A 21,921-nucleotide genomic window follows, 5' to 3' on the forward strand; every position below is an offset into this window, starting at 1 on the left:
GCCCTTCCGCTCGGCGGGTTCGACGGTCTGTTAGCGTGCGCCGATGGAAGATCTGGGAGTCGCGGCTTGGCCGCCTGAGCCGATCAAAACGGGGCGGCTCGTGCTCCGTGCCTCCGAGGCGTGGGACCGTGCCACGTTCATCGAACTGCTCGCCTCGCCGGAGGTGCACACGTACCTCGGCGGTCCCCGCCCGCGCGATGAGCTTGAGCGCAAGACGCCCGAGGTGCCCGAGCGCCGGTCCGGGAGCCTCGTCGTCGAGCTCGACGGGGCGATGATCGGCCTGATCCTGCTCAGGAGAGCGGCCGGGCATATCCGCCCGTCCGCCGACGGGAAGGTCGATCTCGGCTACCTGTTCCTGCCGCGGGTGTGGGGGTTCGGATACGCCGCCGAGGCGTGCACGGCGGCGCTCGGCTGGCTCGACGGGGTCCTTCCCGGTGAGCCGGTGGTGCTCACCACCCAGACCGCCAACGCCCGTTCGATGCGCCTCGCGGCGAAACTGGGGTTCACCGAGGTGGAGCGGTTCGAGGCGTGGGACGCCGAGCAGTGGCTCGGCATGCGGTCAACGGCCGCGCCGTCGGGCTGAGTTCGTGCCGGAGCGGCCGTGCGAAGCGCCGTGCGGGGACGCTTCGTACGGCCGCCGTCACCGTGGGAGGCCTACTTGTACGTGATGTCCGAGGATGCGTACTTGCAGTAAGTCCCGTCCGCGCCCGTGCCGTTGGTGGTCGGCTCCGCGCCCGTGTTGTTCCCGATGTACTTCTGGCAGGGGATCATCTTCTTGCTGGTGTCCCCGACGATCGTGATGGCCTTCAGGGTCGCGCTGTCACCGTAGTTGGTGTTGATGCCGACGATCCGGCTGCCCTTGTAGGTCGCCTCGATGGTGTTGAGGTTGATCGTGCGCTTGTACTGCGTCTTGCAGTTGCCGCACGAGCGGACGAACGTACCGAAGGTCTGCGCCGCGAAGTTGGAGACGTTGAGCGTTCCGGCACCGTTGAACTGGAACACCTTGTCGCTCGCCTCCTTCGCGCCGCCGCCGTTGACGGTGTACACGTTGGACGACGAGGAGCCCAGGAAGGTCGCCGCGTCCTCGCCGACGTCCTCCCACCAGACGTTCTGCAGCGTGCAACTGCCCAGGCAGTGGATGCCGTCGGCGGCGGGCGAGCCGATGATGACGTTCTTGACGACGGCACCGGCGGCCAGCTCCAGGATGGGGCCCTGGTCCTCGTCCTGGCTGCCCGTGCCCAGGTCACCGCTGCCGTACAGGCGCAGCATCCCGTAGTCCTTGGTGCCCGAGACCGAGATTGTCGAGGTCACCGCCTGGCTGCCGCTCGCGGTGGGCCAGGTCGCGGCACTGGCCGGCGACAGTGCGCCGGATGCCATGATCATGCCAACAGAGAGGCCGAAGGCGGCCAGTGTGCCGGTCAGTACGCGCGGTCGTACGGAAGAAGTCATGTCCCGATTCCTTCTCCGAGGTGGGGGAGTGGTCAGAGCTTTCCGGTGCCCGCGCCCGCGGTCACCGAGGCGACGACGGTCGAGGCGGGCTCGGCGGTGTAGCTGTACGGCGGGCTGGTGAACGTGCCGACCTGCGAGATCTCGGTGGCGGCTCCACCGAGGTCGTTGCCGCTGAGGTTGGCGTAGCCGTCCACGTCGCTGTCCCGGTTCGTCGTGACGGCGACCTCCGTGTCCCGAAAGACGTTGTTCTGGACGAACATCTGGGCGCCCATGCGCGAGTGCACGGCCGTCTCGGCGCCGACGACGTAGTTGTCGTAGAAGTGCCCGGTGCCGAAACGCAGGCTGGGGATACGGGAGTTGACCTGGTCGAACCAGTTGTGGTGGTACGTCACCCGCAGATGCCCGGTGTCCTCGCTCGCGTTGTTGTCGCTGTGGCCGACGAGCGAGCCCTTGTAGTGGTTCTTGAAGGTGTTCCAGGAGACGGTGACCCAGTCGGAGGCGTGGCTGATGTCGACCAGGCCGTCGTAGTAGTCCTTGCCGTGGTCGAGGTCGGACGAGAAGGCGTTGTGGTCGATCCACACCTTCGTCGACGCCTGCACGGTGATGCCGTCGGCGGGCGCGACCGACTTGCTGATGTTCAGGTTGCGGACGACGACGTTCGTCACGTTCTTCAGGCGCAGCCCGCCGCCGGTGAACCCGGACGCCGAACCGACGCCCAGCACCGTCGTGTTGGACCCGACGTCGACCTGACCGCTCAGCGAGATCAGCCCGTTGACCTTGACCACCTTCGAACTGCCGCCGGTGACCGCCGACTTGAAGGCGTCCAGCGTCGACACCGTGACCGCCGCGGCGCTGCCGCCACCGGTCGTGCCGGCACCGAAACCGACCGGCGAGGCGTCGACCGCCGACGCTGACTGGGGGAGCGTGAGCACGGCCGCCGCGGCGAGCGCGAGCGCCGCCAGAGCCGATCGTCGTGGATGTGCGTGTGGGGGGCGAGTACGCATGCGGGTGCGTCCCTTCCGGGGGAATGGGGTGATCGTGTACGTGAACGATGTACGCCATGAAGGACCGTGCGGTCACACTTCTGAACGGAACGTAGGGTGCAAGCGCTTTCTAGTCAACGCTTGTGCAGAAACTATTCGAAGCGTGGGAGCGCTTCCATGGCATCCGTGTCCATGTCACGATGCCGATTGTTCTCCCCGAAAGATGCCGCACGAGCCGCGATCAGGAAGGGACGATGACGTGCGCCCCACAGCCGCCGACACCCTCAAGTCATCGAGAAAACCGCCGCGTTCGGTACTCGTCGCCCTCTTCGGAGCGCTGGTGCCCTTACTCGCGGCCCTGACCCTCATGGCACCCCCGGCCGCCGCCCGCACCGAGGCCGTCCCCGCCGCCACCCTCACCGAGGTCACCGGCTTCGGGGCCAACCCCAGCAACCTGCAGATGTACGTGTACGTCCCGGCCGCCGTCACCGCGCACCCGGCGGTCGTCGTGGCCGTGCACTACTGCGGGGGATCGGGCCCGGCGATGTACTCCGGCACCGAATACGCCTCGCTGGCCGACCAGTTGGGCTTCGTCGTCGTCTACCCGTCGGTCACCCGTGCCAGCAAGTGCTTCGACGTCTCCTCGCCCCAGGCCCTGCACCGCGACGGCGGCAGCGACCCGGTCGGCATCAAGTCGATGGTCGACTGGGTGACCAGCACCTACGCCGCCGACACCTCCCGCGTCTACGCCCTGGGCATCTCCTCCGGCGCGATGATGACGAACGTCCTCCTCGGCGACTACCCCGACGTGTTCGCGGCCGGCGCCGCCTTCGCCGGCGTGCCGTTCGGCTGCTTCGCCACCACCGACGGCTCCGAGTGGAACACCGCCTGCGCCAACGGCACGGTCGTCCAAACCCCGCAGCAATGGGGCGACTTGGTCCGGGGCGCAGACCCCGGCTACACCGGCCACCGCCCCCGCATGCAGCTGTGGCACGGCACCGCGGACGACACGCTGCGTTACCCCAACTTCGGCGAGGAGATCAAACAGTGGACCAACGTGCTGGGCGTCGGCCAGACCCCGGCCGCCACCGACTCCCCGGCGACCGGTTGGACCCGCACCCGCTACGGCGCCACCGGTGACCAGGCCCCCGTCGAGGCGATCAGCCTCCAGGGCGTCACCCACAACCTCTACACCTACGGCATGGGCGCCCGCGTCCTCACCTTCTTCGGTCTGACCGGGGGCGGCACCACACCCCCGCCCTCGACCGGCCCCTGCAAGGTGGCCGTCACGACCAGCGCCTGGAACACCGGCCTCACCGCCTCCGTGACCATCACCAACACCGGTCCAAGTGCCGTCAACGGCTGGCAGTTGGGCTTCACCCTGCCCGCCGGACAGACCGTCACCAACGGCTGGGGCGCGACCTACGCACCGGCCTCCGGCGCGGTGACGGCCACCAACGCCTCGTACGACGGCACGATCGCCCCCAACGCGAGCGTGACCATCGGCTATCAGGCGAACCACACCGGCAACAGCGCGGCGCCGACGGCCTACACGCTCAACGGGACGGCCTGCACGGTCGGTTGACCCGCCCCGGGGTGCGTGCCCGACGCCTCCGTCCGGCACGCACCCCGAACCCAAATCCCGCCAGAGGAAGGCAGGTTCCGTGCAGCCCACGAGACGGACAGCGATCGTCGCCACGACGACAACGGCTCTGTCGGCCCTGGTCACCACCAACCCGGCACACGCAGAGGGGAGTTCGGGACCATCTGTCGCGCACTGGGTGAACACCTGGACGGCGATGCCCCAGCTCACCGAGCCCGGCAACCTGCCACCCGCCCCGTTCACCGGCACCGCCTCGGTCCTCGTCGACACCACCCTGCGCCAGACACTCCGCGTCACCACCGGCGGCCGGAAGCTGCGCCTGCGCTTCTCCAACGCCTACGGCGACACCCCGCTCCCGCTCACCGCGGTGACGCTGGCCCTCCCGCAGGACGGGAAGGCAGGCGCGAGCGCGATCGTGCCCGGCAGCAGCAGACCGGTCACCTTCGCCGGACGCAGATCGGCGACCGTCCCGGTCGGCGCCCAACTGGTCTCCGATCCACTGGACTTGGACCTGCGTGCCGCGTCCGTCCTGACCGTCACGACGTACCTGGCGACGGGCCAGCCCTCGCTCGCGCTCACCTCGCACCCGGGCTCGCGCACGACGTCGTACCTCCGCACCGGCGACCACACCGAGGACCAGGACCTGCTGCCCGGGGCGACACCGGTCGACCACTGGTATCTGCTGAGCGACGTCGAGGTCCTGGCCCCGCGTGCCACCACGGCCGTAGCGATCCTGGGCGACTCGCTCACCGACGGCCGGGGCTCCACGACCAACGCCGACGACCGCTGGCCCGACCAGCTCTACGACCGCCTCCGTGCCCACCCCGCCACCGCCTCCGTGGCGATCCTGAACCAGGCCGCCGGAGGCAACCGCGTCCTCAACGACGGGCTCGGCCCCAACGTCCTCGCCCGCCTCGACCGCGACGTCCTCTCCCGCAGCGGCGTCACCCGCCTCATCGTCTTCGAGGGCGTCAACGACATCGGCACCGCCGACGCGACCCCTAGCGCCCAACACCAGGTCACCGAGGACCTGTTGGGCGCCTACGCCCAGATCGTCGTCCGCGCCCACGCCCAGGGCATCCGCGTCTTCGGCGCGACCCTGCTCCCCTTCGGCGGCAACACCTACGACGACCCGGCGGGAGAGCGCGAGTCCTCCCGCCGGGCGGTCAACTCCTGGATCCGCACGGCCGGTTGCTTCGACGCGGTGCTCGACTTCGACCGAGCCGTACGCGACCCCGCCGACCCGCGCCGGCTGCTCCCGTCCCTCCAGGTCGGCGACTGGCTGCATCTCAATCCGGCGGGGTACGGAGTGCTGGCCGCGACGGTCCCCGCCGGACTGCTGCGCTGATCAGGGCGCAGGGGATCGGCGGTGCCGCATCGGTACCGGTGAGTGGGCTGTCGTGCGTGCCGCGCCCCGCGTCCGCGGCTGGATCCGCCGGACGGGCCCTAGACGACCGGCTCCTCCGCGACAGCGCCGGCGGGAGCCGGGGTGCTGGTGGCGGGTGAACTTCCCTTCGCCGGAAGGTGGTTGAAGAGCAGGTTCAGGACGATCGCCGTCAGGCAGCCCGCGCTGATGCCGCTGTTCATCACCGTCTGGAACCAGTCCGGGAACTGGGCGTAGATCGTCGGCACCCCGACCGGGAGCACGCCCACGGCCACCGAGACGGCGACGACGGTGAGGTTGTGGTTGTCCTTGAAGTCGACCTGGGTCAGGGTGCGCAGACCGCTCGCGGCGACCGTGCCGAACATGACCAGACCCGCGCCGCCGAGTACCGGGGCAGGGATCGCCGCGACGACCGCGCCGAGCTTGGGCAGCAGGCCGAGAACGACGAGGATGCCACCGGCGACCGCGACGACCCAGCGGCTGCGGACGCGGGTCATGCCGACGAGGCCGACGTTCTGGGCGTACGCCGTGTACGGGAAGGTGTTGAAGACGCCGCCGAGCACGGTGGAGAGCCCGTCGGCACGCAGCCCGTCCGCGAGGGAGCGCGGCTCGATCTTGCGGTCGGTCATCTCGCCGACCGCGATCAGGTCACCGGTCGTCTCGGTCATCGTCACCAGCGCCACCACCAGCATCGACACGATCGCCGAGGCGTGGAAGGTGGGCGTCCCCATAGATGAGTTGAGACATAAAAAGTCAGCATGAGCCCGACGCGGCAATACCCCAGGCCACAGCGGCTCCCAGCACGACGAGCGCGGCGACGTAGACGATGATCCTCTTGCGCGCACGCCCGGTCACTGCGTCCCCTCCGGTCCGGCCGGAGCGGGCCTCTCGGGAGTGTGGCAGGGGCCGGTGTGGTTGTAGCGCAGGCTGAACAGGATGGTGGTTACGACGTACGGCCGGAGCCTGCGCGACGTGAGCGCGAGGGGACACCCGCACGCGCAGAAGACTCGCGCCTTTCTGCCGGTGGCCGCGTAGGCGATTTGGTGCGCGAGGGCCGGGCTCCAGCCGTCCGGGCACCATGCGGTGCGGCACGACTCGCAGTCCAGTACGTGCCGCCTCCAGGCCAGGTAGGCGCACACGTACGTGAGTCGCGCCTGTCGGCAGGCGGCGCACCCGTGGGGCCGCCAGCCGCCTGTGCCGCCCAGGGGTGCAAGGGCGACGCCCTCGCCAGCGGCCTCGCACCACACGCACGCCTCGCCGTGGTTCTGCTGGCGGGTCAGGTAGACGGCGCCGGGGACCTCCTGGATCAGCAGTCGTGCCGCCTCGGGGTCGTATGACGCGCCGCTCATCATCAGGACATCGGCCCCGGTCATGACTGTGCCTCCTGGGCGAGACGGTCGGGGGTGGTGGTGATCAGCCGGTCCACGTGTCCGGGCTCGCACAGAGCGCCGGGCAGCGTCAGCGGCATCGACCAGTACGGCGCCTCCGTACGGGGGTCGTACGCGGTCGCGTCCACGGGCGGGACGCTGATGTAGCTGCCGAGGCCCAGGGGGATGACATCTGCCGCCCGCCAGTTGTCAGTCCCCGTGTGCCACCCCGGCGTTGCGGCGGGGACGAGGGCGTACCACCGGCTGATCCGGCATGGGTCGCAGATGACCGGGCCACTGCCGAACGCCGCGGCGATGACCTGTTCGGCGACGGCCGGGTCCCACTGCCTGTCGTGGTGACCGAGGATCAGGTCCTGAGGCAGCCGTACAGCGCTGAACAGGCCCCCGAGCGGCATCAGGACGCACTGGCCCTTCCGCCACTGCGCGCTGGCGTCGTCACGGTCCTTCGCGTCGAGGGCGGCCAACAGCCAATGTTCGGCGCTGCCGGCGACGGCCTGGCCGCCGCTCGCGTTCTCGGGGTGTGCGGTCACGACTCACCGCCGACGCCGAGCTGCTGCATGCCCGCCGCGATCAGGCGGGCCACGTTCAGGGGCGTGCACAGCATCGCGGGCGACTGCATGGGTACCGACCAGTACGAGACGCAGGCCTGCTCGTTGAACTCCACGACATGGAGCGGCGGTACGCCGAGGTACGTGCCGCGGCCCAGGATCTCCACGCCGAGCGGGCGCCAGTCCTCGGCTGCTCCCTTGTACGACTCGGGCATGTCGGCGGGAACGAGCGCGTAGTAGCGATGCCCTTGGGGGTCGCAGATGACGGGGCCGCCGTCGAGGACCTCGTCGAGGCAGGCGTCAACCTGCGCCAAGTCGGGTTTCCCCCTCAGGAAGCCCGCGGCGCGCACCAGGTCTCCCGGCAGACGGACGGCGGAGAACAGAGTGCCCAGCGGCAGCATCGCCACCGTGTGTTCCTGCCACTCCATCCGGGCCCGCTCACGGCCACCATCCGGAACCGTCGACAGAAGCCAACTGCTCGTGGCGAGCCGTCGTTCCGCCGCGGGCTGTACGGACGAGGCCTCGACGATGTGCGGGCCACCGTCCGGCTCCCCCACTTCAGGGACTTCTGTCGCATTCTGTGCACGCGTCCTAGTCACACGGCGATGATGGGCGGGCACGGAGAAGCGGAACTAGGTCGAGCAGTGGCCACCCGTGGCCACGTTGCGGCCATGGCCGGGGACGGGCGCGATGACACTCCAGACTGGACGCATGGGCCGCAACGACGCCTTGAGAGCCGCACGGCTCCGGGCTGGCTGGCGCACCATCGAACAGGCCGCGGCCAAGCTGACCGAGCACGGGCAACGCCTCCTCGACGATCGCCAGTTCACCGTGTCCGCACGGACCTGGCGACGGTGGGAGGGCGACCGCCCCGGTTGGCCGGCGGAAGAGACCGCGATCGTCATCCATGACGCGCTCGGACGGTGGCCTGAAGATCTCGGATTCACCACCCCGCCCGGCTGGATCCGCCCCGAGCACCACGAAGAGGCTGATGTGAAGCGCCGAGCGTTTGTCTCCGTCACCGCCGCCGCGCTCGTCGCCGGACCAGTCGCACCGCAGCAAGTCGACCCCGCCCTGATCGACTACTTCCAGAAGCAGTTGGAAGGCCACTACGTGGCTGACATGTACCTCGGCCCTCACGACCTGATCGGCACGGTGTCGGCGCAGTACCAGCTGATCGACAAGCTCGTGCGGTCCGCGAAGGGCGAGACGAGGCGAGGCCTGCTCCGTACCGGTGCCGCGTATGCCGCGCTGGTCGGATGGCTATACCAGGACGCTGGCGATATGGACGGCGCGCACTTCTGGCGTGGGGTCACCCAGGAGATCGCCATGCGGTCCCGGGACCCGCACCTGATCGGCTACTCGCTGGTCAACCAGGCGCAGGTACGCACCGACTTGGGCGACGGGCACGCGGTCATCGACCTGTGTGAGGCGGCCCTCGACGACGCCGGACGCCTGGTGCCGAAGGTGCGGATCATGGCCATGCAACAGCAGGCCCACGGCGCGAGCCTCACCAATGACCGCGACTCGGTCGACCAGTTGATAGACCAGGCGGCCAGACTCCTCAGCCGGGTCGACGACGACCTGCCGTGGGGCAACGCCTGCCGGCGGACACCCGGATACCTCGAAGTCCAGCGCGCCACCTGCTACGGGCGCCTCGGCCTCGGAGCCGAGGCCGTATCACTGTGGGAACAGGTCCTCGACATCGTCCCCGAGACCGCGCGCCGCGACCGCGGCGTCTACATGGCCCGGCACGCCACGGCAGCGGCAGGGGCAGGCGAGCCGGACCAGGCGTTGGAGATTGCCCGGCAGGTCGCCGACATCGCGGTAGAGACCCGCTCAGCGCGCATGCGGCGGGAGCTGGCGACCCTTCAGCGAGCCATGCGACCGTGGCAGGATGCCCCGGTCGGCCGGGACCTCGTCGGAGTCCTGGCGCCCGTGACTGAGGAGAGCTGACGCGTGACAGACGCACCGGTGCCGCTGACCGAGGACGAGATCGTGATCGCGCTGGAAGGCGTGCCGGGGTGGCGTCGCGAGGGAGACGAGATCACCCGCGCTTACGGCATCCGGTATCACGGCGGCGTGGCGATGATCGTGCACGTGGCCGATGTTGAGCGGCTCATCAGCCACCACGCGGACATTGATCTGCGGTGGGGGAAGGTCCGGTTCGGGATCACGACCCACGATGCCGGTCACAAGCTGACCGAGGCGGACTTCGACCTCGCGCGCCGTATCGATTCCATCGCTGCGGCGCACGGAGCCGAGCCGCTCGACGGTTGAGTGCACGCGGAATGCCCCCTGCACGGCCCGTGGTGGGCCGTGCAAGGGGCATTGTGGTTCAGCGGCCGAGCAGGGCCAGGACGCCCGCGGCCGCGCCGATGATCCCGGTAAGCGCGCCCACCGTGGCGAGCGGCCACCTGTTCTTTTTCAAGGCCTCGACGTCCGCGCGGAGTTCGCTGAGGTCCTTCTCTGTGTCCTGGCGCAGCTGCTGGAGATCGCGTTCGTTGCGGTCGGACCGCTCGACGAGGACGGACAGCGAGCCCTTGACCTCGGCGAATCCGGTCGAGACCGTACCGCGGAGCCGCTCCAGCTCGACGGCGACGGTGGCCGAGGCCTCCGGCACGGTCATTGCCTGCTCGCCGTCTCGTCGGTCCGCAGCCACGACGGGAGCAGTGCCTGGACGCTCGGCAGGGCCATCACGCGGGCGAGGCCTCCGGCAACCGCGAGCGCTCCCGCCACCCAGGGCAGGGACGCGGGGACACCGGAGGCGTCGACGATCCCGGGCAGCGCCACAGCGACACCGACCGAGGTCTGCAGGACCGTACGCACCGTGCGCTTGGTGGAGTCCTTCACGTGTCAGTCCTCCTGCAGCTTGTCGCCGAGCGTGGCGAGCGCGGCCTTGGCCCCGGCCTCGGCGGCCGCCTGGACCTCGGCGACGGTGAGTCCGCCGGACGATCCGATCGCGTCGACGAGCTTCGCGATGGTGGCCTGCTGCGCGCCGAGCTGGGCGAGGATCGCCGTCGTGTTGTCGGCCGCGCGGCGGGCGTGCGCATAGCCGGAGCCAAGCGCCGTGTTCACCGTGATCTGCTTGTCGGCGAGACCCTCATCCTTGGGCCACGCGGCGGGGATCCAGTCCCCGAGCAGGATCTTGTCTTGCAGGCCCATGTCGTCCTCCTGGGTGGTGGTGTCGCCTCCGGCCCAGGCGCGGAGCGCAGCCTCGGACAGGTAGGCGATGGACTGGTCAACGCGGGCGGCGCCCGCGGGGTCTGACGTGAACTGCCAGATGAGCGGGTACCGTCCGCTCGGCCGGGGCTGCGCGGTGGCCTCGGCCTCGGCGTAGGTGTCGACGCGCGTGCCCGGGTAGGCGGGGTACCAGAGCGGGACGCCGGCGGGCACGTGGCCGGCCGTCAGGTCGGAGGCGCTGGTGTAGATGCCGACGGCCTGGCCGGGGAATGCGGCCTTCACAGCGGCGATCCACGCCGCGGCCCAGGCCTTGATCTGGGCCGCGCTCCGGCCGGCATAGTTGCGGCCGTCGGAGTACCGCTCAAGGTCCAGCCAGTGCGTGAACCCGACCCCCGCCTTGGCGTACGGCTTGACGGCGCTGATGTAGTTCGCGGCCTCCGCCGCGACCGGCTGGTTGGGCCACGCGAAGTGGTAGGCGCCGGGAATCAGCTGGGCCTTGATGATGCCGGCGATGTGGGTGTCGAACTTCGCGTCGCGCGAGTGCTGGCCCTCGGAGGCTTTGGCGAAGGCGAAGACCAAGCCGTCCCGCCTGAGGCTGGCCCAGTTCTGGGTGCCCTGGTACGCGCTGACGTCCATGCCGCGGCAGGTGGCCATCAGCTGGCCCCCGCCTCGGCGACCGGGGTGAAGTCCAGGTAGTACGCCTGGCCGGGCTCGAAGGTGACGGCGGGGTTGTCGACCTGGATCGTGAGGCTCCCCGAGGGCGAGGCCTTGGCGTAGCGCTGGTCCTCGGGGATGGTCTGGTCGTACACGGCCATGAACTCGTAGGAGCGGGCGGACTGAGAATCGGCGGAGCCCCACCGTTTGGTGGTTTCGGTGGTGCAGGTGAACTTCGCGCGTACGGCCACGATGGCCTCCTTCGGAACGGGGAAAGCCCCGGGCCGGTCGGCGCGGGGCTGAGTGTGAGGGGCGTAGGACGGTGACTCAGGCGGCGGCGGCCCAGATGTTGTTGGCGTCCGCGGTCGCGCTCGTCATCGTGTAGCTGGTGGGCAGCGAGGTCTGCCCCGAGGCGGAGCGGCAGAAGCGGTAACTCCCGCTGGCCAGGTGCGCGTTGCCCGGGGTGAAGGTTGCGCCCAGCGACGAGCCGGCCGCGAATACCGGACTGGTGGTGCCGTTGTGCAGGAACGCGATGTAGTACTTCCCGGCGGCCGCGGCGTAGGACGAGGTCAGCGCCATCGTCTTGTCACCGGCCGAGTTCCAGGTCGTCGACATGTCCGCCGTGACCCCGACCCGTGTGCCGCTGGCGGTGTACAGGCCGGCGAGGCACTGGCCGGAGGTGAGGCCGCTGCCCGCTGTCCCGACGACCGCGCAGAGGCTGGTGATCGTGGCGGCGTTCCGCAGGATCACCTCCATGAAGTAGATGTATCCGGCGCTCAGGGAGGATCCGGCGGGCGTGCAGGAGGCGGGGTCCATCGTCCAGGCGACGAGGCCCTGGTCGACCGGTCTCCAGGCGTTGGAGTTGACTGCGGAGATGATGCGGCCGGCGCCGTCGATCTCGAACACCGTGTTGCCGTCGGCGTCACGGAAGCGGGCGATGGACACCGCCGACGAGGAGAAGCCGATGACGTCCAGACCGATGGTGCTCAGATCGTTCTGCTGGATGTTCACCCGGCCGGCATTGAGACGGCCGGCGACGGTCAGAGCGTCGGCGACGACGTTGCCCGCGAGCAGCGCCGCCCGCAGCAGGGACGCCGGGCCCGGGCCGGTGTTGGCGGTGGCGTAGGTGTAGCCGGCCACCCCCGAGAGGGCGGCGTCCGCGGTGATGACGCCCTCCGCGTAGGCGGGCAGGCCGTACCCGTAGACGACGCTGTCGGTCCGCTTGCGTTTCCGCAGGTAGACGCCGTCCCCCTCCAGGCTGCCGTTGTCGTTCGTGTTGGCTTCGATGGTCCAGATGTAGGTGGCGTCGTAGGCGTAGACGATGCCGGTGTGCTCGCTGCCGCCGGAGCCGTAGAACACCTGGGCGCCGAGCGCCGGGTAGTAGGACCATCGGGACGCGGCCGTGAACCAGGCGACGCCCGCGCTGCAGTCCACGCCGCGCGGGAACAGGGACGGCACTCCGGCGCGCATGGCCACCCAGCTGGTGTAGGTCATGCACCACGACTGGCCCTGATACCCCGACAGGCCGGGGACCTCCAGGGCGAACCGCACGATGTTGTTCCAGCCGCCCTCGGCGTAGCCCTCCCGGTAGCCGACCTGCGACCGGGCGACCGCGATCACCTGGGCGACCTGCGTTGTTGCCATGTGCTGGCCTCCTTAGCTCTTCAGCAGCGCGCTGATCACGGACGCCGTGTAGGCGTGGCCGGCGTCGGACATCTGGACGGCATCCGTGCCCGCGGTGCCCGGGGACGTCGGGTCGCCCCAGTAGCCGAGGCTGGACCAGTAGTTCCAGGAGTTGCGGCCGAGCGCCCAGAGGTTGACGAGGGCGGCCTCGTGCGCGATGGCGAGGGAGTGCGCGCGGTCGACGTAGTCCTGGTAGCGCCAGCCCAGGGCGTCGGCGGTGCCGATGTGCGGGAGGACCAGGACGAGGTCGGTGGCGCCGGTGAGGCTGCCGCCGTCGCGGATGTTGGCCAGGTGCTGGCGGGTCTGTGCGGCCCAGTCGTCCGCGCTCAGGCCGGAGGTGACGTCCTCTGGGCTGACCGCGTACACGACCAGGTCTGCCGGGTAGTTGGGGCCGCCGTTCCATCCCGTCCGCAGGGTGACGTTGTAGTCGGAGGCGACGGCGTTCTTCCTGCCGAAGTTGTTGAGGACCACCCCGGCGGCGTTGGCGCCGGCCACGCCGAGGACGGACAGGTACTGGCCCGTGGTGCCCGCGTGGCGGATCTTGACGGTGTGGCTGCCGGCGGACAGGCCGGTGATCGTGCGGGTCCGTACGGCAAGGCCGGTCGTGGCCGTGTCGGTGACGGTGGTCTCGCTGCCGCCGTCGACGCTGTACGCCCAGGAGGCGCGGCCGCCGTCCGAGCCGAGGGTGTAGATGACCGCTGATGTCCCGCGCACGGTGAACGTCACGTAGTTGTTGGCGGTGCTGCTGTAGGTGTATCCCCAGCCGGGTCCGGCGGTGTAGCCGCCGGTGGCCCAGGTCCCGGACTGGACGACGAGGCTGCCGGTGGCGGTCCAGGCCGTGATGGCGGCAGCGTCCTGCCCGGCGATGCCGTTCGCGGAGAACAGCGCCGACCGGAAGCCTGAGCCGCCGTCTCCGTAGGCGGTCTGCAGCGACGAGCCGAGCAGCGCCGGCCAGTTCTTCGTGACGAGGTCGGAGGCGTAGAAGCCGATCGTGCTGCTGCCGCCGATGACGGCCACGGTCGCCATGCTGCCGCTGGCGGCCGCGTCCCGGGCGGGCCGCCAGAACGAGCCCCAGCCGGGCCGTACGTACAGCCCCCTAGTTTCCACGGCAGTGCCGGCGGTGGGCGCGTACGCCTCCCGCGCGGCCATCCATGCCCGGGTGGCACCGCCCCCGGCCTCGGCCCACATGCCGCTGATCTCGTCGGGGCCGAAGAACGATGGCACCGCTCCGTAGGTGTCGGACGTGACGGATGTGACCGCGTCGCCGCCCGCGGTCAGCAGGTCGGTGTACTGGGCGCCGTCATGGGCCGCCGACCAGAACGTGACAGCCGTGTTCTGGCCGACCGCCCACAGGCCGTCGGACGGTGTCACGACGAAGTCCGCCGCGCCCGCCCCGAACGCGTACCGCATCAGCTCACCACCCAACTGACGCCGGACCCGGGCAGGACGAAGTCCCCACTGGCGAGCGCGGGATGGTTGGTCAGCCACACCTGTCCGGCCCGGTCACTGGCCGCCGAGGAGATGATCATCCTCGCGACCTCCACCCCCGAGCAGTAGGCCAGGGCGTACTGGTCGCGGCTCGGGTGCCGGTAGGCGGCGGGGATCAGCACGGGCAGCCGGGACTCATCAGCCCCGGCCAGGGCGCCCGCACGCTGGAAACTCCCCAGGCGCAGGTGAACGCTGCCGTTGCGTTCCTCCAGGACGGAGTCCGTGGTGATCGTCCAGGCGGACAGAGTCGCGTTGCACGACACGATCCCCGAGTAGCTGTAGACGACCTTCCACAGCGTTCCGGTCCACAGCAGCAGCCGGTCCTCGCCCACCTCCCAGGCCAGTTCGCCCGGGGCGGTCGGGTCGGGCAGGGAGATCGACGTGCACGGCCGGACCCTGGTCCCGACGTACAGCTCCTTGCCGGCCACGCCCACGGTGGTGGCGGAGGCGGTGATCGACACGGTGGCGAGCGGGATCTCGTACACGCCGGTACTGCCCATGTCCTTGGTGAGGGCCGGCACATCCGCCCCGGGGGTGCCCTGCTTGATCACAGCGGTGACGTTCCAGGTGGAGCGGTCCAGCCGCAGGATCACCCGGTCGAACCGTGTGGAACCCGAGACGTTCGCGGCGACGGTGAGGTTGACGGTGGAGGCGCCGGAGGTCCACACGTGTCCGCGCACCGAGGCGTACACACCGGAGCGGACGTTGACGGACAGGCCGGTCCCGGCGGTGACGACCGGGTCATCGGTGGGGTCGCCGTAGACACCGTCGTCGGAGAAGCGGGCGGAGAGCTGCTCGTATTCGACGTCCGTCACGCCCCGGTCGTTGTGGTCCGGTGAGGGCCAGGAGTCCTGAGCCACGGTGGGTTACCTCGCTTCCAGTCGTCCGAGTCGGCGGTCGAGGTCGCGCACCAGGCGCACCATCGCCGAGCTGGTGGTCTTGTCGGAGTTGCCGATGACGGAGGTGACGACCTCGCCGTCCTTGGGGGTGGCTTCGAGACGGATGGTCTGGACGATGTCCGCGACCTGCAGGCCGGTGGGCAGGACGACGGTGACCTTGTCGCCGAGGCCGTAGTCGCGGCCGGCCTTCAAGTCGGCGGTGTCGATCGTCACGGTGGCGAGGCTGGCCTGCGGGCCGTCGTCGCCCTGGGCGAAGACGCCGGCCTGAGTGAGCTGGCCCTTGGAGTCGTCCTCGGTGCCGGTCATGTCGATCAGCTTCTCGACGCGGTACCAGTCGGTGGTCGCGTCGACCTCCACGTAGACGCGGGTGTTGGGCGGGGTCGCAGCCTCGGCTGGGTCGTTGCCGCCCATGACGAGTTCGCTCGTCGCCAGCGGGGCGCCCAGCGTGAAGCCGACCGACCGCAGGTTCCCCAGCCCGGCGGAGAAGCGCGCCGTGCCGGTGCGGTCGGCGGGCGCGTACACGCCGAACCTGATCTCGTCACCGACCTGGCGGGTACGGAAGCCCAGCCCGTCCGTGGCGGCCGCGGTACGGCAGACGTCGAGCAGCGCCTCGAACCGCGTGCTGATCGTCCGGGTGCCTCCGACCCCGGCGACGTCGTCGAGGACCAGGCGCTCGATCTGCCGGGCGGTCAGGGCGCCCGGGCCGCAGTTCTCGTCGACGAGCGTCCTGATGATCACCTCGGCGTTCGTCGTGTTGATGTCCCGCGTGAAGTTGACGGCCGTGATCTGGTCGGTGAACTCGTAGTCGGGCTGCGGGTAGGTGACGTAGCCGGCCACCCGCGCGAGGTCGTCGGTGAAGTTGGCGGTGATCGTGCCGTATCCGGCGTTCGTGCTCAGGTCCCACGTGAAGTTCTGCGGCTCCTCCAGCGGCCCCGCACACCAGATCGCCTCGTCACGGATGATGACGAGCCGGTTGCCGGGCTGCAGCAGCTCGACGTACTGCGGGCGCGCCGGCAGCGTGAGGGACCCGGACGCGGGGGCGTTGAAGTTCAGGTCGCACGCCAGCTTGGTCCACCCGTCGAGCGGGTCGCCGAGGAAATTCAAGTTGCGGTCGGTGACCAGGAGTTGAATCGTCATGCCGTCTCGTACCTCGGGTGAAAGACGAGGTCGACGGCGCTGCCGGTCGCGGCGCCATCGAGCTGGAAGGTGACCGGCGTCGGCCCCGGCGGCAGGGACCACAGCACGGCCGAGGGCCAGTTGAGTCCGGCGACGAGGTTCTCGCCGGTGCCGGAGCGCACGCGCGGCGGGTCGGTGGAGATCGTCACCGTCTCGCCGTCCAGGAGGTCGCCGTGGTCGGTGGCCGTCATGTCGAGGGTGAAAGCCTCGCCGGTGTCCTCCCGGGTGAACTCGATCGCCGAGGCCGGTCCAGTGACCACCCAGGTCGGCCAGACGTCGACGTCGCCCGGGTTGTCGACGGTGGTCGCGCCGAGGACCTGGCTGGAGGACACCGAGGGGAACGGGTCGAGGTAGTCCTCGGGCGTGGCCGTCTCCCGGTGCACGACCACCGGGTCGGCGTCGGCCCAGTACGGGTCCTCGCACCACAGGGTGAGGACCGCGGAGTCCCACGTGATGCCCGTCGCGGTCTGGCCGCGCCCCTCCCAGCCGCTGTCGTAGTACACGCTGATCGTGCGGACGGTGCCGTCCGGGCGCGCCACCTCCAGGACGCCCGGTGACCAGGATCCGTCCGGCTGCTTGCGCAGCGTGCGGGTGAACGCGCGCGCGAGCGCCCGCCAGTTCGCCGTGAACGCGGTGTGGTCGGCGCCCTTGACGAGCACCGGCCACACGATCGTGCGGGCCTGCGGCTGCACGTGCCGCAGCCGCGCACCGCCCCTGGGGTGATCGTCCGACGTCAGCACGTACGGGCTCGCGCCGAGCCCGGACACGCCCTCGGCCAGGGTGTACCACTGCGCGGACAGGTCGGTCATCGGCCACCGTGTACCGGTCGGGTCGATGTACGTGATGACCGCATAGCCGATCTCGGGCACCTCGACCGGAGGCGGTGGGGGTTCTGTCGGGGTGGTGGTGACCGGTGCTGTGACCAGGGGCATCTACCTCGGCCTCCCCACACGCTGACGCGCCTCCTCCTGCCGCTGGATCAGCCGCAGGTCCTCCACATCGATCACGGATGCGCGCGGGTACAGGTTGTACGTCACCTGCGCCCGGTCGCTCCCGGCGGCCGCGGCGGCCGCCGTCGTCGCCGCGGGCAGTCCGGCCCGCGGCGCCGCCCTGCCGACGGGCAGGGTGCCGTCGTTGACGGAGTCCATGAACTTCTCGCCGTACTTGTCGACGGACGCGGCCTTGACCATGTACTCGCCGGCCGAACCCCACAGCAGGATCGAGTCCGACGTCGAGGTGCCCGGACCGCGCAGAAGTCCGCTGCCGCTGGCGAAGCCCGGGATCGGTCCACCGTGCGCACGGCCGATGAGTCCGCCGCGCGCCTTGTGCGGGCCCTGCGAGTAGTAGTCGCTGGCGTTGACGCCGGTCGCCTTGCCGTTGATGTAGACCGTCACCGTGGTGCCGTTGAGGATCGCCAGCTGCCGCTTGGCCTCGGCGATCTGCGCCTGCAGCTGGGCAATGTCGGCGCGGACCTTCGCCTTGCGGGAGTCGGGCACGGAGGCCAGCCGCTTCTTGGCGTCGGCGAGTTTCGCCTGCAGGTCCTCGATGTTGCCCTTGAGCTTGGCCGTCTTGTCGGGCGTGCTGAGGATCTGGTCCGCCAGCTTCTTGGCCTCGGTCCTGGTCAGGCCCATCTGCTCGGCACTCTTGATGAGCGCCTGGCGGCCGCGCTCGTAGATGTCGTTGACCTCCTTCCAGGAGGCTCCCGACTCACGTGCGGACGCGGTGGCCTCGTCGGTCTTGGCCGCGAGGTCGTTCAGCGCCGTGGCGGCGGCGCGCTGCTTGTCGGTGGCCAGCGTCAGCTGGCCGCCCTGCATGTCGAGGACGCCGGCGTTCTCCTGCGCGGCTTTCGTCGACGCGTCGATGGCGGCCTCGAACCCGATCATCCCGGAGAGGCCTTGCCGGTTGACGTCGTTGAGCGCCTGGATCGACTGCCTCAAGCCGTCGGCGGACTGCTTCTGGTCGTTGAGTTTGGCCTGCACAGCCTGGGCCTGCTCGCCGAACAGGCCCATCGATTCGGCGGCCAGCCGCTGTTCGAGGGCCTGGCCCGCCAGCGCGTCGTTGTAGTCGTCGAGCTGGCCGCGCAGCTTGCTGGTGTCCTTGCCCTGCGCGTCGAGCTTGTTGATGGTGTCCTGCAGGGCGGCCGCGGCCATCGTGGCGTTGCCGCCGGAGACCAGGCTGGCCAGCGACTTGTCGAAGGCGTCGACGTCCTCCTTCGCATTCTTGATCGGCGTCGAGTCGGTCCCGAAGAAACTGATGATCGACTGCTGGACCTTGTCGAGCCCCTTGGGATCGGTGATCTTCTGCAGGCTGTCCCCGAGTCCGGACAGGTCCTTGCCGAAGGACCGCGCGGCCTCGCCGGAGACCTTGCCGGTCGTGGCGAAAATCTTCAGGCTGGTGGTCAGCTTGTCGACGTCCGGCGGCGCTTTCTGGCTGCGGCTGGACAACTCGCTCAGCCCGATGAGCAGCAGACCCAACCCTGTACCGGCGATCGCCACCTTGGCGGTGGTGGACAGGCCCATGATCGCGGCCCGCACCCCGGCGACGAGGCCAGGCGTGGCGGCGGCCGTGGTGTTCATGACCGCGATCTGCAGGCCCAGGGCGAGGAGCGCGGCCCGGGCGGCACCGGCGCCGGCCGCAGCGAGTCTCACGGCCTTGATGGCGATGGCCAGTTGCAGCATGTCCGCGATCGCCTCGGGCGGTACCGCGGCGACGATCCCCGACAGGGCGTTGACGACGTCGAGCATGCCGACCCCGACGTCGGATCCGGCCTGCAGCACGTTGATCAGCGCGTCGGCGACATTGCGCAGGGTGTCCCACACGGCGGGCCCGTTGGCCTTCGCGTAGTCGAGAAACTTCTCGAAGTCTCCGCCGATCTCGCCGGCGTCGAGCTTGGCCAAGAAGATGTTCAGCTCGTCGACGGCGTGATCCATCGTCTTGTCGGCGAAGTCGGTGAACTTCCCGGTGAGGCTGTCGAACCCCGGCGTGGAGATGGCTCCGCCGAGTTCGGTGATCAGCCGGTCGAACTGGGTCGACGCGCCCTGGACCAGGCCCGTGGTCTTGGGCAGCAGGTCGTTGGCGATCGCCACGCCCTTGTTGAACGGGGCCATCACATCGCCCGCGAGAGAGTCGGACCACTTCTGGTAGTTGTCCTTGAGCAGGCCCACCGCGACCGCGGCCTCGCGGGTGGCGGGCGGCAGCTTGTTGAGCTGCTGCTGATAGGCGACCTGCGCCTTGATCGCCTCGTCGGAGGTGGCGCCACTGGTGCGGACCGCGTCCTCGTACTTGGCCTGCGCGTCGACGGCCTCGCCGAGCGCGGCGATCTGCGGCTTGAGCGCCAGCCCGTAGGCGGCCGCCGAGACGGCCACCGCCCCGAACTGCCCGGCGAGGACACCGGCAGACTGCGCCAGCGCGGCCGAGGCGGGGATCGCCGCGGGGACCAGACTGATCAGGTTCGCCTTGAGCTTCTCGCCCAGCTTGCCGCTCGCGGTCGACAGCTCATCGAAGCGGCTGCGGAGCAGGCCCGTACGGTCGTCGAGGCGGCGCTGCGCATCGGCGGTGGTGACGAGGTTGCCCTGCAGGTCGCGCAGCCGGCCGTCGGCATCCCCGGTGATGCCGGCCATCCGCAGCCGCAGCCGGTCGGACGCGTCCGCGGTGTTGTTGAGAACCCGGCTCAGTTCGTCACGGCCGGCGAGGGTGAAGGTGAGGCGGTCGACCACGACTCACCCCCTCGTCATCTGGTGGCGGCGTGCCGGTCGATCCACACGACCAGGCGCAGGAACCGGTCGACCGACAGCCGGTCGTACTCGGAGGGCTGCATGTTCAGGTAGTGCAGGAACAGCGGCTCGTACTCCAGGACGAGGCCCCTCAGTCCTCCGGGCCCGCTGCCAGGTGGCCTTTTCCCAGCGCGTCGAGCGCCGCCTCGACGTCGGCCTGGTCGTGGGCGAGCCTGCGCAGGTGCGGCAGCATCGAGTCGATCGCCGCGTCCTCGTTGTTGGCGAGGGCCTCCGTGACGAGGGTGTTGAGGACGTCGTCGATCTCGACGCGTTCGATCCGCGCGAACAGCCGGCGCTTCCACCCGGGCACGTCGAACTCGCTGAACACCAGCCCGGGCTGGGTACGCCGGCGGAACGCCCACAGGACCGCGCGCAGCGAGGTCGGGTCCTGCGCGCGCAGCAGGTCCTCGATGCGCCGCCACGCCGTTCCGTTCGTGGCCTCCTCGATGGCGGCCGCCTCGATCGCCGACAGCTCGTCGGTGAAGTACCGCTCCTCGGGGAGGTCGTCCCCCGGCTTGTAGGTGATGATCATCCGTTGTCTCTTCTCATTGGAGGTCGCGGCGTACGTCGTCGCGGATCCGGTCGACTTCGGCCCGCATCCGCGGCATGCCGTCCTGGACTGTCTTGGTCCACCAGCCGGACGGGCGCGCCCACTGGTTCGTCCAGCGCTTGCCGTTGCCGAACACCGGGTGGCGCAGGCGCCCGTCATCGATCCGGGCCGCCACTCCCGCCGTGATGTCGTCCGGCAGCCGGGAGTGGTCCAGCCACACCCGCGCGCCCGGGCTGGCACCGGAGCGGACGCTGATCCGCACCGCGCCCGCCAGCGCAGCCCGCAGCGGGCGGTTGGTAGGCGAGGGGCCACCGCGCACCTTGCGCCCCGAGCCCGCCAGCTCGACCGTCCGGATCGTGTCCTGCAGGTCCTTCTGCAGCGGCTCGGCCGCCCGGCGGATCCGGCGTGCGGTGTTCTGGCGCAGCCGCGGGCCGCCCGCCGCACGCAGGCGGCGCGAGAGCTCCAGCAGCTGCCCGGTGCCGAGGATCTGTACGGAACTCGGCATGGTCAGGCCGCGGGGATCGTGACGTTCTCGGCCGGCTCCGAGGTGATGGCGAACTGCGCCATGATCTGCGCCGCACTGTCGAGTTCGCGGACCTTGGCCTGCGAGGTGACCGTGACCGGGAAGACGTCCATGGTCTGGCCCTCGACGTCGCCCTCGTCCATCCAGATGACGAATCCCTCGTCCTCGCGCTGCAGCAGCAGGCGGACGTCGTCACCGTCCTTCGACGCCCAGAACGTCAGCGAGCTGTCCGCCGCGGTGATCTCACCGCCCACCACCGGCGTGAACCGCGAGCCGAGCGCCGGGGTGCCCACGGTGGCCGACGTGGTCTGCCAGCCGCCCATGGCCCCGGTCTCGCCCTCCAGCGCCGTACTCGCGTTGATCTCCGAGCGGGAAGGGCTGTTCTTGTTGGCGATCGCCGGGGCCCACAGGACCTTGGTCGTGCCGCGCCGGTAGTAGCGGATGCTGGCGTTGATCGGTGTGGCTGCCATCAGCTCTCATCTCCTGTCTGCCGCCGGCGCGTTGCCGCCGTCCTGGGCCTGCGTTTGGTCGGGGTGCCCTCGTCGACCTGCCAGCCCGCAGCCTGGTAGTGGCCGATGGCCTGCTCGCGCACCGTGATCGGCTGCTCCGGCAGATCGGGATGGGTCATCGTCACCGT

Annotated in this window: 24 protein-coding genes and 1 pseudogene; 5 read left to right on the forward strand and 20 right to left on the reverse strand. The window is 70.1% G+C overall.

From position 1 onward, the window contains the following. Positions 1–43: 43 nt before the first annotated feature. The gene (locus OG504_RS45025; protein WP_405994938.1) at positions 44–583 is read left to right on the forward strand and encodes a GNAT family N-acetyltransferase; all 540 of its coding nucleotides are present in this window, start codon (positions 44–46) and stop codon (positions 581–583) included. Between the two features lie 71 nt (positions 584–654). Here the strand turns inward: OG504_RS45025 and OG504_RS45030 are convergent, their stop codons facing one another. After that, positions 655–1,449, reverse strand: a complete 795-nt coding sequence (locus tag OG504_RS45030) for a pectate lyase (protein WP_405994939.1) — start codon at positions 1,447–1,449, stop codon at positions 655–657. Positions 1,450–1,481: 32 nt separating this feature from the next. After that, positions 1,482–2,453 carry a polysaccharide lyase family 1 protein gene (locus OG504_RS45035; RefSeq protein ID WP_405994940.1) on the reverse strand — a complete coding sequence of 324 codons (972 nt, stop codon included), beginning with the start codon at positions 2,451–2,453 and terminating at the stop codon, positions 1,482–1,484. A 238-nt stretch (positions 2,454–2,691) separates the two neighbouring features. Here OG504_RS45035 and OG504_RS45040 point away from each other — a divergent pair, with 238 nt between their 5' ends. After that, complete coding sequence (locus OG504_RS45040) at positions 2,692–4,017, forward strand: PHB depolymerase family esterase (RefSeq protein ID WP_405994941.1); 1,326 nt, start codon at positions 2,692–2,694, stop codon at positions 4,015–4,017. Positions 4,018–4,096: 79 nt separating this feature from the next. Continuing rightward, the gene (locus tag OG504_RS45045; RefSeq protein WP_405994942.1) at positions 4,097–5,383 is read left to right on the forward strand and encodes an SGNH/GDSL hydrolase family protein; all 1,287 of its coding nucleotides are present in this window, start codon (positions 4,097–4,099) and stop codon (positions 5,381–5,383) included. A gap of 98 nt (positions 5,384–5,481) precedes the next feature. On the opposite strand, the pseudogene OG504_RS45050 reads toward OG504_RS45045, so the two are convergent. From OG504_RS45050 to OG504_RS45065, 4 genes and pseudogenes are all read right to left on the reverse strand, one after another. Then, positions 5,482–6,147, reverse strand: a pseudogene (locus OG504_RS45050) (solute carrier family 23 protein); the annotation flags it as partial. A 123-nt stretch (positions 6,148–6,270) separates the two neighbouring features. Continuing rightward, positions 6,271–6,792 (reverse strand): hypothetical protein, encoded by a 522-nt coding sequence (locus OG504_RS45055; RefSeq protein ID WP_405994943.1) that lies wholly within the window; start codon positions 6,790–6,792, stop codon positions 6,271–6,273. Beyond that, the gene (locus OG504_RS45060; protein ID WP_405994944.1) at positions 6,789–7,337 is read right to left on the reverse strand and encodes a hypothetical protein; all 549 of its coding nucleotides are present in this window, start codon (positions 7,335–7,337) and stop codon (positions 6,789–6,791) included. The genes OG504_RS45055 and OG504_RS45060 overlap by 4 nt, the downstream gene beginning before the upstream one ends. Continuing rightward, positions 7,334–7,912, reverse strand: coding sequence for a hypothetical protein (locus OG504_RS45065; RefSeq protein ID WP_405994945.1), 579 nt, complete (start codon positions 7,910–7,912; stop codon positions 7,334–7,336). Before OG504_RS45065 ends, OG504_RS45060 begins: the two co-directional genes overlap by 4 nt. Before the next feature lie 133 nt (positions 7,913–8,045). Between OG504_RS45065 and OG504_RS45070 the strand changes: the two genes are divergently transcribed. Next, complete coding sequence (locus OG504_RS45070) at positions 8,046–9,311, forward strand: Twin-arginine translocation pathway signal (protein ID WP_405994946.1); 1,266 nt, start codon at positions 8,046–8,048, stop codon at positions 9,309–9,311. A 3-nt stretch (positions 9,312–9,314) separates the two neighbouring features. Continuing rightward, positions 9,315–9,635 (forward strand): 4a-hydroxytetrahydrobiopterin dehydratase, encoded by a 321-nt coding sequence (locus OG504_RS45075; RefSeq protein ID WP_405994947.1) that lies wholly within the window; start codon positions 9,315–9,317, stop codon positions 9,633–9,635. Positions 9,636–9,693: 58 nt separating this feature from the next. Here the strand turns inward: OG504_RS45075 and OG504_RS45080 are convergent, their stop codons facing one another. The 14 genes from OG504_RS45080 to OG504_RS45145 all read right to left on the reverse strand — a co-directional run bounded on the left by OG504_RS45080 (position 9,694) and on the right by OG504_RS45145 (position 21,918). Beyond that, entirely contained in the window at positions 9,694–9,984 is a 291-nt protein-coding gene (locus OG504_RS45080) for a hypothetical protein (protein WP_405994948.1), read from the reverse strand. Further along, entirely contained in the window at positions 9,981–10,208 is a 228-nt protein-coding gene (locus OG504_RS45085; RefSeq protein WP_405994949.1) for a hypothetical protein, read from the reverse strand. Before OG504_RS45085 ends, OG504_RS45080 begins: the two co-directional genes overlap by 4 nt. A gap of 3 nt (positions 10,209–10,211) precedes the next feature. Further along, entirely contained in the window at positions 10,212–11,192 is a 981-nt protein-coding gene (locus tag OG504_RS45090) for a glycoside hydrolase family 25 protein (protein WP_405994950.1), read from the reverse strand. Next, on the reverse strand, positions 11,192–11,443 hold the full coding sequence (locus tag OG504_RS45095) for a hypothetical protein (RefSeq protein ID WP_405994951.1): 252 nt from the start codon (positions 11,441–11,443) through the stop codon (positions 11,192–11,194). The genes OG504_RS45090 and OG504_RS45095 overlap by 1 nt, the downstream gene beginning before the upstream one ends. Positions 11,444–11,519: 76 nt before the next feature. Next, positions 11,520–12,836, reverse strand: coding sequence for a CHAP domain-containing protein (locus OG504_RS45100; RefSeq protein ID WP_405994952.1), 1,317 nt, complete (start codon positions 12,834–12,836; stop codon positions 11,520–11,522). A gap of 12 nt (positions 12,837–12,848) precedes the next feature. Further along, positions 12,849–14,285 (reverse strand): hypothetical protein, encoded by a 1,437-nt coding sequence (locus OG504_RS45105; RefSeq protein ID WP_405994953.1) that lies wholly within the window; start codon positions 14,283–14,285, stop codon positions 12,849–12,851. Further along, positions 14,285–15,223: a hypothetical protein gene (locus OG504_RS45110; protein ID WP_405994954.1), complete on the reverse strand. Its 939-nt coding sequence runs from the start codon at positions 15,221–15,223 to the stop codon at positions 14,285–14,287. Before OG504_RS45110 ends, OG504_RS45105 begins: the two co-directional genes overlap by 1 nt. A 6-nt stretch (positions 15,224–15,229) precedes the next feature. Then, complete coding sequence (locus tag OG504_RS45115; RefSeq protein ID WP_405994955.1) at positions 15,230–16,399, reverse strand: siphovirus ReqiPepy6 Gp37-like family protein; 1,170 nt, start codon at positions 16,397–16,399, stop codon at positions 15,230–15,232. Further along, positions 16,396–17,370 (reverse strand): phage tail protein, encoded by a 975-nt coding sequence (locus OG504_RS45120; protein WP_405994956.1) that lies wholly within the window; start codon positions 17,368–17,370, stop codon positions 16,396–16,398. The genes OG504_RS45115 and OG504_RS45120 overlap by 4 nt, the downstream gene beginning before the upstream one ends. Next, the gene (locus OG504_RS45125; protein WP_405994957.1) at positions 17,371–20,154 is read right to left on the reverse strand and encodes a hypothetical protein; all 2,784 of its coding nucleotides are present in this window, start codon (positions 20,152–20,154) and stop codon (positions 17,371–17,373) included. It lies immediately after the preceding gene. Between the two features lie 148 nt (positions 20,155–20,302). After that, a complete protein-coding gene (locus OG504_RS45130; protein ID WP_405994958.1) occupies positions 20,303–20,743 on the reverse strand; it encodes a hypothetical protein in 441 nt (146 codons plus the stop codon). A 13-nt stretch (positions 20,744–20,756) separates the two neighbouring features. Beyond that, the gene (locus tag OG504_RS45135; protein WP_405994959.1) at positions 20,757–21,266 is read right to left on the reverse strand and encodes a hypothetical protein; all 510 of its coding nucleotides are present in this window, start codon (positions 21,264–21,266) and stop codon (positions 20,757–20,759) included. 2 nt (positions 21,267–21,268) lie between these two features. After that, positions 21,269–21,754 (reverse strand): hypothetical protein, encoded by a 486-nt coding sequence (locus OG504_RS45140; protein ID WP_405994960.1) that lies wholly within the window; start codon positions 21,752–21,754, stop codon positions 21,269–21,271. Continuing rightward, positions 21,754–21,918 (reverse strand): hypothetical protein, encoded by a 165-nt coding sequence (locus tag OG504_RS45145; RefSeq protein WP_405994961.1) that lies wholly within the window; start codon positions 21,916–21,918, stop codon positions 21,754–21,756. The genes OG504_RS45140 and OG504_RS45145 overlap by 1 nt, the downstream gene beginning before the upstream one ends. Positions 21,919–21,921: the final 3 nt, after the last annotated feature.

Origin of the sequence: Streptomyces sp. NBC_00986 (genome assembly GCF_045162565.1) — a bacterium.
Classification (GTDB): domain Bacteria; phylum Actinomycetota; class Actinomycetes; order Streptomycetales; family Streptomycetaceae; genus Streptomyces.